Consider the following 13,100-nt stretch of genomic DNA (forward strand, 5'->3'; position numbering starts at 1 on the left):
CTTTCCCTCCGCTGAAATGCGGTAATAGTCGTTTCTGCCTCGGAGCGGGCGCTTCTAATTTGTGAGGTCGGAAACTGGAACGATTGTCCTAGATGTTGAGGGTAGTAAGGGCTATTCGGACTGACCAAGCTCTTTGATTTGGAGCAGACATTAAACAAAACCGAACCCGACTGGCGTCCTTGAAATGACACTATGGTTGTCGCGGTTCCGTTCCAATTGATGACACTCTCAAGAAGTGGTCTCTTGTTCAGAAGGTTCTGCGCGCTCATCCAGGTCCAACAGCGCAGGGTCGATCATGCGCTTGTTTGCGCTCATCTTGACAGAATTATGCATCGTTTCACTTCGCTGGAGTAATCGCCGGAAACGCGCTTCGTCGAGCACAAGCAGTGTCGAGGGGACCAACGCCCGCACATTTACGCGACGGGGTCGTTTTATCAACATCGCCAATTGCCCAAACATTTCGCCACGACCTAACCGCGCAGTGTGTCTGCCGAACTCCACTTCGACCGCCCCGGAAGCAATGAAGAAAACACTACGGGCGAATTCATCTTTGGAAATGATGGTGTCACCTGGGTTGGCATAACGGGTTCGCAGAGCTCTACTGAGTTTCCTCAGTGAATCTCTGTCGAGATCAGAGAATAGCGGAAACTGCCTGACCAGATCTCTTCTTTTCAGGGCGATGTCCAGTACCGGGCGCCCTTCAGATAAGGCGCGTCTTGCCGCCACTTCCTGCATCAATACCGAATAAAGCTCTTCACCTACCAGGCCGTCCTCGTGCATGACCGTGTATTCACGCTCTTCCAGTCGCAACGCTGTCCTTCGGATGAACCGCCGCTCCAGCTTTTCCGCATACCCTGGATATTGTAGCCGCAAACCGTCAAGTGCGGCCTCGACCGCTTCGGATCGACGTGCCAACAGGTCATCAAGCAATTCCGCAACACGGCGGCCGTGAATCCGGCGTATGCGGCCACGGACGAATCCGTCGAGATCCCGCAGGATCAGACGTTGCATGAGCAATCGTTCAAACCGATCCGTCGTAATACGAGTAAGTGGGAACGAGATTCGAAGGCGATTGTGCAGAAACACGGCGATCCGAAAAGACTTGCCATAAACGATGGACCGATTTGACGCGCGTTGGTAGCCGATCCTGCCTCCGGTCCGTGCGCCTTCAATGAGCCGATCAGTGTCGGACAGAATCTTCTCGCTCAGAACCGATGACATGATGCGCTCTCGCATGCGGGCCAACACGGAATCCCGTTCTGCACCGGCCAGCGCAATAAGGCCAAGCGTGATCCGGTCACGGTCAAGGATCTGAGCGCTGTCTTCGGCGGCCTTTACAGCCTCGTCGAGGCGTTCGCTAAACTGTATAGCTTCGTTTCTGACGATATCATGGGTCAAGTCGTAGTTTTCTGCGGTGCGGGATACGTCCTCGCGAACCGATTGTAAGGCCACTGCGACCACTTGGCGTGAAAGTGCCGTATCAAGCGGAGAAAGCCTGTCGAGCCCCAGTTTTGTGATCACTGTACGCAAGGTTGTGCCCTGTACAATCAGTGTAAACAGGGTGAAACCAGTGGCCAGGATGCCGACCAGACGCTTGGTTTCTAGCGGGATATGCGTGCTTTCGGTAACTGCCAGCGCCAGCGCCAGAGTCACGGCACCCCGCAGCCCACCCCACAGCATCGCAGTGCGATAGGGGGGTTCCACAGCGGGTGACACACCGATTGCCGTGAGCAAGGGCAACAAGCCAAACAGAACAGCCGCCCTCGCGAGTGTTGCGGCAAAAACCACCACAGCCAACAGGCCAAAATCAGACGGTCGCGCCCCTTCCAACAATCTCGGTATCAACAATGCTGCAAGAATAAAGATCAGCGCTCCGGCCCAATGTGCCAGAAGATCCCATACTTCTTGCAGATTGCTCCAAGCAACCGGTGACAAACGACCGGGGCCCGTGAGGTTAAGCGTAAGACCTGCGGCCACCACCGCAATGACGCCCGAAGCCCCAACGCTTTGTTCTGCAACGATATACGCGAGATACGGCAGCGACACAGAAATTGAAATCTGCGCCATTTCCCAGCGGTCTACGTAAACCATCAACCAAACTGCCATGCGCGCCATGAACCAACCTGTGAGCGCTCCACCTGCGATCAACAGCGGAAATTGCCCCACGGCTTCACTTAGCAACGGATCGGGTCGTCCGATCATGACAAAGCTCATGAAAAGCCCGAAAAGCGCAATCGCAGCTGCATCGTTAAGGAGGCTTTCGCCCTCAATTATTCGCGACAGCCTGCGTGGTGCGGAGATCGATCGAAAAATGCTGACAACCGCCGAGGGATCAGTTGTCGACACAATAGCGCCGATCAGCAGGCACGCGGCCAGCGGAAGCGTACTGACCCAACTGAGCGCATAGCCAATGGAAAGCGTCGCTACAATCACTGCCACAACGGCCATCATCAGGATGGGCATCCAGTCGTCCAGCATCCTGCGTAAGTTCATGCCGAGCGTCGCCTGAAAGAGCAGTGTTGGCAGGAAAACATAGAGGAATACGTCAGACCGGATCGGCAGATCAATAATCGCTTGCGCACCTGGGTTCAGGGCATCCGTCAGGTTAGTGTTGAGAAAGAATGTCGCGCCAAGCCCAATCACTATCCCGAGGACGGCGAGGATAACGCTGTAAGGCAAGCGCAATCGTGCGGCCAGTGGTTCCGCCAGGCCGATTACTACAAAAAGAGAAGTTATGATGGTCGTAATGACGACGATATCCATCAATACGTATTACCTGAGAACTCGATTTTATGGAATCCACCTTTTAAAGCCGGATCGACTACGTGGGATGAATTTGTGAATTTACACCCGTCCAGACTGTGCAGTTGCAGCGAGTGTCAGGAATGACGGGCCGCAGTGCGACATCTGCGCGGTTAGGGAACGGCTTGAATAACCGCTCATAGCCGGTCAGTTGTTGAACCGCGGACTGCGACCGCTGGGTCATTGCGCATGTGAATGCCAATGCCTGCTGACTTGGCTGCAGCGTGGTTATGCATGACGTCCGGTAGGTAAGCTGCTATGCCATCTCCAAAAGCGTATCGGAAAGTGTGCGTTCTGAAACGGCTCCCGGCGTACCAATCGCAACGAGCTTTGTTTCGTGTTTTCGATCACCCCATGCGCCTTCCCGGGCAATGTCCATTCTTTTTCCGACGATCTGAACAAGAATGCAATGATCCGGATCTTCCACGCTGAAAACAAAACCCTTACGTAGAACTCGGATTGCCCAGACATGTTTTGGTTTTTTCCGGCTGCTTCTGACCAACGATACGTCCTTTGTTCCAAACTGGGCGAAGCGCTCGAATGGCAGGTAAGTTTGTTGTTTCCACGACTGATCCGCTGATCGGCATTACTCTCCCACAACGACAACCCGACGTTGACGAGCGACGATATCACAGGATGCTGTGCTCACTCCGATGTCTGCAGTGAGCCTAAAATGACCATTAAACAAGGCGGAGCAATTTACTGCTGTTTCGAAGTATTCGTTTACCTATCAACTCGCGCCAAAGCGAGACCGATACCCGACCCAAAGAAAAGGACACCCGTTAACCTGTGACGCAACCGCCTGAGCCTAGCTACTGCGGGTCGCGCCGTCTGCGCAGACGCGACCGACTTAAGATCACCAAGCATGATTACGGCAAGGTAGATCGCAGAGGTAATAAGCAAGGCAGAAACGCCTGATCCGGCAACCGCAAACTGCGGCAGGAAAGCCGCGTTGAATACCAACGTCTTTGGATTGATCGTGGCGAGTCGTAGTCCCTGCCAAAAGACTGCAGTCAGCGGCTCACGGCTGGCGCCTCGGATGTCGAGGTCCGCGATGCCCTGACGCCATGCGTTCACGCCGAGATGGACCAGATAGGCCACTCCGATCCATTTCAGTCATAGAATAGCAGAAGCCGCAAATTCGAGGAGCGCGGCCAGGCCAAGTACGACGACTACAAGTTGCAATGCCACACCGATAGTTATGCCAAACACTGTCATCGCGCTGAAGCAAAATCCGTACGCCAGCGTGTTTCCAACAATCTATGCTACGTTCGGCCGAGGAATGGCAACCAAGAGAGTGCTAGCGCCGACTAGCGCGAGTATCCGGATTAGCTCCATCGGAAATTCCCTTCGGAGAACAGCTTAAGCAATCCTTGTCCAAAAGCCAGCTTCATCCCACAAAGCGGGAACTGCAAAACACGGTTTTATAGGTCTAAATCGAGTTGACTTCAGCGGCGCTAGCTTCCATGCGCGGTTGATCAGTTCAAGTACCGGTTGCGTAGTTTTTCCAGGTCCTCGTCCGTCAGGCCAAGCCCTTCATGCAAGTAATTGTCCACCGAGCCATAGGTTTCGTTCACGCTCCTGTAGAAGTTGTCCAAGTACTCTATTCGAACGCCCAAGGATGGCCAGACAGCTTCTGGGGGCATGCTGGTGCCGTGTTCGGCATTCACTTGGTCAGCAATCTTCACAGACGCGTTGTCAGCATCTTTGAGGACATTGCTCATCATGAAATCAGCTTCGATGTCCTCTCGCGTGACCCCCAATGCACTGAGGACCATGGCCGTTGCAACGCCGGTTCTATCTTTCCCACCCGAACAATGGTAAAGAACGGCTTCACCCTCCGGCTGGTTGATCAAGACGTCGAACAAGCCACGCAACTCAGTAGTATAATCGGTCGGGATGTATCCGAAGGCATCAAAGAAAAGCGCGTCTGTAACAGCTTCGGTAGCCGTTCCAGACTTAATATCGTGGCGCATATCATCAATCATCTGAGCTTCTTTTTCCATAACGGGAAAATTGTAGCGCGCGGGTCCTTGTCCGTCCGGCCAGAGGATCGGATGAGCAGTCGCTTCCAATGTGGTTCTGAGATCAACGATTGACGTCACTCCGAGGTCTTCTAACAGAGTCATCCCGTCGGCGCCCATGCCATCTATTTCGCCGGAACGTATGAGCTGCCCTATACGGACAGAACGCCCATCGTCGGTCTTCAGGCCGCCAAGATCCCGTGTGTTTGCTACGCCCTCAATGGGGATGACGCGGTCTTCAGAAGCCAGTGCATAGTTGAAGGCTCCACCACATGTAAGAGCGGCGGCCAAGGTCAACATTCGTAGGATGGTCATTTGCTTCCTCCTCTCAAGTGATCATTAGGTCCGTTCTCCGTCAGGCGCAGACTTGAGTTCGATGAAACAAAGGTGCTGATTTGCTCCGGTTTCAAAAATCAAACCTTGCGCCGACAAATGGACCGTCAAGGGTCAAGTCCGAGATCGACCGCGAGTTGCCAATATTCCAATCGAGATACCGATAGCCCATCACGAGATCCCAATTGTTAATCCTGTAGTTCGCCGCCAGGCTTACTTGGGTTGTCAGGTCGCTGTCTCCGGTGCCGATATCGGCGTAGTAAGATAGCCCCCAACGGTCAGTGAGTTGCTGTGTCCAGCAAAAGCCGTCGATAGCATCCCAGTTGTTGATTTGCCGGAAATGCGCCGTGATCCGCCCGCGACAGCGATGCTGACTGTGTTTTCAAAGTTTAAGCTTCGTATTCCGCCCAGTATTGAAAGGCGCGCATCTTGTGTTTCAGTTATGTCGTACCCGACCGAACCAGTGAACACCGTGCCTTTTACATCGACGTCTCCGGTTGCCGGGATACCCGGACTAGCGGCAGAATTCTGGTCATTGCCCAAATTGAGATACAAACCGTCAACAAAGACCGAGAATTTTCCGCGCCGCGCTTCCACCGCACCCATCAGGCCAAAGTTCAGGTTGTCTAACATCTCGCTGAAACTGATGTAGATGTTGGTCCCCGTCGTTGTTTCTCCGCTCAAGGCGGGTCCCCAAAGATACAGGTAGCCCGTGAATTCCCAGGTCGGGTTTTCTGCACGTGCGGATGAGGCAAACGCAATCCAAAGGGCGCAAGCCATCGCGGACAATCGCCATTTTCGGTCAGCCAAAGAGCTAGTGTTCATTTTCGGGGCCTTTGCGATTGTCCCAACTCGGGCGCTGGTGCAGCGGTTCAAGCCCCTACACCCACTTGGATCGGTTTATTGCCAGCTTGAGAACACTTCGCGGGCCAGTTCACTTTCGGGCCGGAGGTTTTCGATCCCTTCATATGGGACGCCCTTGCCAAGCGGATTATGAGGGTGTTTTTCGATGGTCTTTTGGTGTCGCTTCACCATGTCTTGAAACGAAGCACCCGACCACAGCGAATACCCCACTAGGGGATGCTCTTCCCGCGGGTCACGATAGACGTTATAAACCGGGGCTGCAGCTCCGGGCTGTCCCGGCGCTGGTAAGTGCATTTTGAACTCCTGCTTCACGACAGAACGCAGTACCGGCCCTTCATAAATGTAGACATAGTCGCGTCGGGAATTGCCTTCGCCTTCCAAAAGCAGTGCCGTTTGATCGACCCCATCAATAACACGGTCGCGCGGAATTCGGTCCGTCGCACCCGCAATTCGGGCGAAGGTCGTAAACAAATCTGATACGTGAACAATGTCACCGGCAGCGCTTCCCGCTTCGATTACACCGGGCCATCTGATGAACGCGTCTGTCCGAACCCCGCCTTCCAGATGTTGTGTCTTGCCCCCTCGATAGATGAGCTGGTTCAGACCGGATGTTCCCTCGTAATGATACATCAATCCGTTGTCGGCCATGATCATGACAATTGTGTTGTCTGCCTTGCCGGTTTCTTCCAATTTGGCCAAGACATCCCCGATCCATGCGTCGAGAACTTGGAGTTTATCCGCGTGAAAGCCGCCATTCCGAGATACGGCCTCATCAGGATAAGCAAAGTTCAGCGGATACAGCGGCCAGTATTGCAGGAAGAACGGCTCATCGCTGGCGGCTAACCGTTCTAGCTGTTCCAATGCCTGTTGCTGATACCGAAGGTTCATCTCTTCGTATTTGGCCTGCGTCCACTCCTCGCCCGGCTCCAAGTCTACTTCGCGTGCCTGACCTCCGGCCACAGCTTCGACGCCCGTTACTAGGCCGTATGGCTTAAAACGCTCATCCAGTTGAAACTGGTTGGATTGGCCGGATGGATGATAGCCGAGCATATTGTTGGCGACCATCGCATCACGTGTCATCAGGCTGAGTTGGACCTGTTGATGCAGGGGAAATGCTGCCCAGTCGAAACCTTGGTTATGCGGATATGCCTGCTCGATGTCCCCCTGGTGCCATTTGCCGACGTGCGCAGTGTTGTAGCCCTCTTCTTTCAATATTTCGGCAATCGTTACTTCCTCAGCAGAGAGACCTTCTCCAACAAGGGCAACTTTGACCTCCTCGACACCCGCGCGAACTGGGTGGCGGCCTGTCAGCATTGCCGTACGCGTGGGTGTGCAGGACGGCTCTGTATACATTCGCATCAAAGACATGCCCTCTGATGCAAAATCATTGATGTTGGGTGTGTCAAAACCAGTGACGTAGTTCATTGTCCGGTTGCCCATCTGGCCGAAACTGACGTCATCAATCAGGATGTACAGAAAGTTAGGTGGCTGACCACCATTGGCGTCACGAATTTCAGTCAGCCTTGTCTCGATATCCGCATCTTGCGCATCCCATTGTTCGCCGAATTGGGCTCGCAAGTACGAAAATTCGCCGTCGTGAATTATTGGTTCGCTTTGTGCGGCAACCGGCGCGCCCAGGAGTGATGTCAGCACGGCTGTTACCGACGCAACTTGTTTTAGCCTAGTCTTCATTACGGGTTCTCCTGTTGGTGGCGACTTGTTTCAACGCCTCAGCAATCAAGTCATGGCATTGGGCCGACAGCGATTGTTCGGATTGATTGGCCAGTTCCGTTAGGCGCTGGTACTCTGGTGGGGTAAGAAAAGTCACAACCCTCTCCGAACGAGCGTCGGAGATCGGCAGGCGAGGCCGACCCATAGGCGGCTTGGGGATTTGATGTGTCACTTGACTCAGTCCCTATCGGATTAGTTTTCTTTTCCGGTAAACTGTCAGGATGCCGGAATGGACCACATCAAAAATCGGCCAAACTTGTCTAATTCTGTCGATAACATGGGTGAAAACAGTTCACGTGCGATCCGGCTGAACCTGATGCACCCAAATGACCTTGCGGAAATGACGCCATGGGAAATGGACTTTCGTCAATTGGACGCAGGTCCTCTGACAACACAGTTAGCTGTTCGTACCAGCCGGACTTCTTCTGTGTTGAAGATCTCGTTAGATGCGGCAGTCCACCAACGAGGTGTCTCACCCGATGGCTGGAGCACGTTTGGTATCTCCCGCCGTGGCACAGTCAATTCGTGGCAAGGTTGCAACATGGAGCATGACGCGTTCCTCACATTCGGGAACAATGATGGTTTTGATGGCGTGTCTACGGACCGTTTTTTTGGCAACGTTGTTTCGTTCAACACCTCTTGTTTCGAAAAACTTGCGCAGTCTTGCGGATATAACCTGGCAACGGGCGGTCCAGCGGTCAGATTGCTGCTATCCGAAGACAACGCGCGCAGGATGGACTGGTTGGAGCGTGAGATAGCGAGCTTGCTCGGCAATCCCGAGGAGCAATGGACCGAAGGCGTTGACGAAGCGCTCATGCTTGGAGTGCTGAATATCCTGACAAATAGCGAAGCCCATCAAGACAAGAGTACGGCCCAAACCAGACGCCGGGCTCTCGACCGAGCATTGGAAATAATGCAGGACAATTTTGCGTCACCGGTTTCTATCGAAGAACTATGCGTCGAAAGCGGAGCTTCTCTACGCACCCTAAATCGCGCGTTCAAAGAGCGCTTCGGGCAAGGTCCGAAAGCTTACTATGTCAGGCTGCGGCTGGATAACGTTCGAGAGGAGTTGCTCAATGGGTCGTCCTGGGAGTCAATCGCTGACGTTGCTAATAACCATGGATTTTGGCACATGGGTCAATTCGCACGGGATTATCGCTCGTTCTTTGGCGAGTTGCCGTCAGAGACATTAAAGAAACGGATGAATCGGTAAAATCCGCCTACAGTGAGAATTACAAAGAATGGTTTCTTAGGGCTGCTTCGGGCTGGAGATGTCAGCAATCGGACTTCTGCAGCAAATTCACAAATGGTGGCTCCGATCTAGTCGTCAAGATTTCCCGTAAACCGATGGCGGCGCATTGGGGACACAGGCCCATCTCGTCTCATTCGCTTTGGATAACTGGTGTCAGGTCTGCGACGGCTCCGGGTTTTGGGGCCGGAAGCAAACCCAACGAACATTGCGTCGAGCGAACCGGGTAGCTGACTTATGCGACGTGACATGGCATGTTCCTTCTCTGTTTATGCGTCGAGCTTGGCTCGTTTTAAGGAACTTGGACACGGACGTGATCCGCCAAAACCCGTAAGTCATCCGTAAGTCACTTGGGCAATCACCTATTGTCAGGCATATTGATAAGCAGCGGCACCACCGTTTCGGAGACAACATGACCGCCTCATCTCCCATCTTCGCCGACAAACTTCGAAGCTATCGAGCTCGCAACGGCAAGCACGGTCGAATGTCACAGGAACAATTGGCTGTTTTGCGAGGGTTAAGTGTAGATGCGATCAGCAAATATGAACGGTCACTGTCGTACATCAGAGGTGACCTAGAACACCTTTTGATAGAAAAGCTCGGATGGACGCAGGGCGAAGTTGTGGCTTGCCGTGAGGATTGGGAAATCCGTTCAAATGAAAAGCACGACTCCTACCGGGTTCTTTGCGAACATGAAGTGGCATTGGAATACGGATCTATCGAATTTGCCGATGCTGCAGTTTAGGCCTTGGAACTCGCTAGTGCTCATGAGTTTCCCGACGGGTTCTCCGCTTGCGATCCCATCTGGGCGGAGATTCTAAAGAATGGGGCGATGTCCGGCGTTTACGTCATGGTTGGAGACGAATTGGCCGCTCATATCTCGCTTGTTTTCCTGGATGAAGATTTGGAAGCCAGGTTCCGCGAGTGCCGACTGGTTGAAGCTGAATTCAGTCTGGGAGCCCTTCGACGCCCGGTTCTTCCCGGCAACTATTTCGGCTATTGCGCCGGTGTCTACATCGCGCACGGGCATCAAAAATCTGCGCATCATCTGCTAAATGGGTTTGTGAAAGTCTTGTAAGACCTCGTGGAAAGGGAGGTTTATCTAAAGGATCTGGCCGCCATCGACGCAAGCCCAATAGGGCATCAGCTTTGCAAGGATCCTAGTTTCCAATTCATCGGTCCAAACTATAACGCCACAGGTCTCGAATTCTGGCGTCTCGCCGGTAAAAACATACCCAATTCACTCTTTGCCCGACGCAGCCCTGAGCTCATGAAAGCTTATGCCGACCGTTTCGGAAAAACCTAACTTCCGTCTGACAATTGGTCATATGCAGGAAACGTCCAGCCAAGAGCTTCAATTCTGGGCGATACTTAGAACTGAATCTTGTGTACTGTTACATGTAGCAGGGAACGTCGACAGTGATCCCTTTTTTGGCTGAAACTGCGCGCTCAACGATGGAGCGTCAAGCGATTTTGCCGTCGTGCATGAAACCCACGGAAATGGAGCCGAAAATCGAGAAAAAGTTGGGTTTTTCAACCCGGCTGAAAAAGGATCGGTTAACTTTGAAGCGGGAGATACTGGTGAGTCTCTGGCGAGCCAGACCCGACTGACTTAGTTGGAACCTTTGGGGTACGTGCTACTCCTTGCCGATACAGGTTTTGACGGTACAGGGATAAGCGGCGGTGGGCTTGTTCCACGGTAACGCAGGCACGAAGGTCCGACGCTCGATCCGGTGGCTTTATTTCGCGCATTCGGAGAGGAAATCGCCGAACCTCGCCGAAAAACGAAACTTGCCACGAGGTTAACACGGATTTTGGGGTGCTCAAAATCATGAGAAAACGCAGTAATTCCAAATCTTATCCCGAACCAGTATCCTATGTCGTGACGCAGCCGTGACGTATCTGTCCCATAAGGCATCCTTCCATTCCATCGAATGGATCCGACTATCAAACCTTGGGATCAAACACCTAGTTCACAACAACTGGCACAGTTTCCTATATAATGGTTTGTGAAGCGCCCTGATCTTGCCACTCTCCCGCCCTAGAGGGCATCATTGTTGATGCCGTGCAGGTTCATAAACATCGAAATGTCGTGAGACGGGTTTTGGGGCCCGGTATGGCTTTCGTAAGCATTAACCTTGAACAACTTTTTCCACGCTTCACGTAGCGACGCAGACCTGCGAGTCGAGCAAATTCGAGGGCAATCCAGTGGTCCCCTCCGGCTTCGAGATGTCGCGCTTGAAGATCGGCGGCTCTCTTCAGTCCTAGAGCAATTTTCGCTTTCTATGCCTTTTGGTTGGATTGATTGGGCCAGTCAAAAACTTGCCCGTTGCAAAGCCAGAAGTAGTACCCTAGCGCTTTGATGCCCTTCTCAGCGCTCGAAATACCGGGTGGTTTGGCTAGGTAATTTCCGCATAGATGATCAGATACACTTTTTACTCGCAATGAAACTAGATGATGAGCTTTCGAACCAAACAGAAGGAGAACCAAGGGGCTTTTGGCGCATTTTGGTTGTCTGTCAGGCCAAAGTCTGGCGCGATCGGGTTCGAATGGAGTTGAAACAGTGCTCAGAAACCACGCCCACCTTAGAAACGGCTTCTTTCTCGGAGAGGCCGGATACCGTCGCCTCATCACCGACAATCCGGCATTGTCACGCGGTTGGGACTGTCCAATGGTGATGCCCCATCGACCCATGTTTCTTGCTGGCGCGACCTGGGCAATCGTGGGGGTAGGTATCGTCGGCTGGAACTCGGGAATAGATCTGACGAATTCGCCGTTTGGTAACCGGTGGGCGTGGCACGGGCACGAAATGGTCTTTGGGTTCGCCGCAGCCATGTTTGCTGGCTACGTGCTGACTGCGATGCCAAGCTGGTCCAGTGGAACTCGTATGTCGGCCCGGAGTGTTGTCTTCCTTTTGGTTCTTTGGCTCCTTGCCCGGCTGACTGCGGCAGGCGCAATTGGAACCGATCCCGCCGTGGTTGTGTTTGGAGCAGCAGCCTTTATGGGCTTTGTCACGGTGACCCTTGCCTGTGCGGCCTTGCGACGCCCATCCATAAAAGGTGTGGGATTTGCGCTTTTTGCGCTAACGATGACCTGTATCCAGATCGCAGTGCTTCGCGGCGGAACTATGCCGTCCATCCCGGTACTGGGATTTGCCGCCCTGCTGTCGGTCGTCGGCGGCCGTATGGTTGCCGCCTTTACCTGGAACAGGCTGAGTTGCACCGCTCCTTACTCCAGGCGCTTCAAATTGGCGAAGCTGTGCGGATACGCTTCTGCGGCGGCACTCCTCGTCACACTCATTCTGGACACAATTGGAAGCGCATCCTATTGGGTCTTTGCAGGTCTGATAGTTGCAGCCGCAACCGAGGCCGCCCGATTGTTGATTTGGCATTCCACAGACACTTTCAGGGACGCTTTACTAAGCATGCTTAGACTGGCCTACTTTTGGCTGCCATTAGGTCTGTTGCTGGTGGCACTGAGCAGGGCAGATTTGGGGAAGGTGCCCGACAGCGCAGCTCTGCATGCGTTAACCGCTGGGGCGATCGCCTGTTCTATCTATGCTGTCGCTTCGCGTGCTGTGGCGCAACGCGGCAGTCAATTGCAGCCGTCTTTGATCGACCAAGGCGGTTTCGCGTTTTTGTGGGTAGCTGCTGTTTTGCGGGTATTCGCCCCGACCGATGCACAAGGGTACGCATTGGTGCCCCTGATCTGGTGTATTGCCTGGGCCATTTTCTTGCTGAGGCATGGCGTGGCGTTACTCCACCCCGCGCCGCGGCCAGTATTCAGCGGTCCAAAGCGAACCACCGATGGCATTTCTGAAAGCGCATGACCGCTTCATTTACCCTGATCAAGAGAGATTTACTCTACGCTATATGGAACGGAAGTGCCAATCCGTTCAGCGCCCCATGTCGAGAGGTTCATCAAGGTCGCGCTCTATACTAGCGTCGGGACCCATTGATTTCCGTTTTGCGGCGTGATTCACGGTTCAAAAACGAGCGGTGAACAAGTCTGATCTCTTCTGGCTTGCGGATGCGCAAATGGCGCGTCTGTAGCCCTTCTTCCCGAAGCCCCACGGCAAGCCGCGCGTCGATGACAGG

General features: G+C 53.5%; 10 protein-coding genes and 1 pseudogene. 4 read left to right on the top strand and 7 right to left on the bottom strand.

From position 1 onward, the window contains the following. Positions 1-228: 228 nt before the first annotated feature. The 7 genes and pseudogenes from ACR0J0_RS22170 to ACR0J0_RS22200 form a co-directional block, all read right to left on the bottom strand. Positions 229-2,763 carry a cation:proton antiporter gene (locus ACR0J0_RS22170; protein ID WP_480666159.1) on the bottom strand — a complete coding sequence of 845 codons (2,535 nt, stop codon included), beginning with the start codon at positions 2,761-2,763 and terminating at the stop codon, positions 229-231. 295 nt (positions 2,764-3,058) lie between these two features. Next, positions 3,059-3,229 carry a GTP-binding protein gene (locus ACR0J0_RS22175; protein WP_480666169.1) on the bottom strand — a complete coding sequence of 57 codons (171 nt, stop codon included), beginning with the start codon at positions 3,227-3,229 and terminating at the stop codon, positions 3,059-3,061. Positions 3,230-3,253: 24 nt separating this feature from the next. Continuing rightward, positions 3,254-3,368 (bottom strand): annotated as a pseudogene (locus ACR0J0_RS22180) (integrase); the annotation flags it as partial. Positions 3,369-3,525: 157 nt separating this feature from the next. Then, entirely contained in the window at positions 3,526-3,918 is a 393-nt protein-coding gene (locus ACR0J0_RS22185) for a LysE family translocator (RefSeq protein WP_480666170.1), read from the bottom strand. Between the two features lie 362 nt (positions 3,919-4,280). Beyond that, a complete protein-coding gene (locus tag ACR0J0_RS22190; protein ID WP_480666160.1) occupies positions 4,281-5,141 on the bottom strand; it encodes a tyrosine-protein phosphatase in 861 nt (286 codons plus the stop codon). 243 nt (positions 5,142-5,384) lie between these two features. Continuing rightward, entirely contained in the window at positions 5,385-5,984 is a 600-nt protein-coding gene (locus ACR0J0_RS22195; protein WP_480666161.1) for a hypothetical protein, read from the bottom strand. 75 nt (positions 5,985-6,059) lie between these two features. Further along, positions 6,060-7,676, bottom strand: a complete 1,617-nt coding sequence (locus ACR0J0_RS22200) for a sulfatase-like hydrolase/transferase (protein ID WP_480666162.1) — start codon at positions 7,674-7,676, stop codon at positions 6,060-6,062. A gap of 307 nt (positions 7,677-7,983) precedes the next feature. On the opposite strand from ACR0J0_RS22200, the gene ACR0J0_RS22205 reads away from it, so the two are divergent. From ACR0J0_RS22205 to ACR0J0_RS22220, 4 genes are all read left to right on the top strand, one after another. Beyond that, positions 7,984-8,967 carry a helix-turn-helix domain-containing protein gene (locus tag ACR0J0_RS22205; protein ID WP_480666163.1) on the top strand — a complete coding sequence of 328 codons (984 nt, stop codon included), beginning with the start codon at positions 7,984-7,986 and terminating at the stop codon, positions 8,965-8,967. Positions 8,968-9,415: 448 nt separating this feature from the next. Continuing rightward, positions 9,416-9,748 (top strand): helix-turn-helix domain-containing protein, encoded by a 333-nt coding sequence (locus ACR0J0_RS22210; protein WP_480666164.1) that lies wholly within the window; start codon positions 9,416-9,418, stop codon positions 9,746-9,748. An 87-nt stretch (positions 9,749-9,835) separates the two neighbouring features. Continuing rightward, positions 9,836-10,081, top strand: a complete 246-nt coding sequence (locus ACR0J0_RS22215; protein WP_480666165.1) for a hypothetical protein — start codon at positions 9,836-9,838, stop codon at positions 10,079-10,081. 1,485 nt (positions 10,082-11,566) lie between these two features. After that, positions 11,567-12,832, top strand: coding sequence for an NnrS family protein (locus ACR0J0_RS22220; protein ID WP_480666166.1), 1,266 nt, complete (start codon positions 11,567-11,569; stop codon positions 12,830-12,832). The last annotated feature ends 268 nt before the right edge of the window (positions 12,833-13,100 follow it).

It is taken from the genome of Ruegeria sp. BF12 (assembly GCF_056538705.1).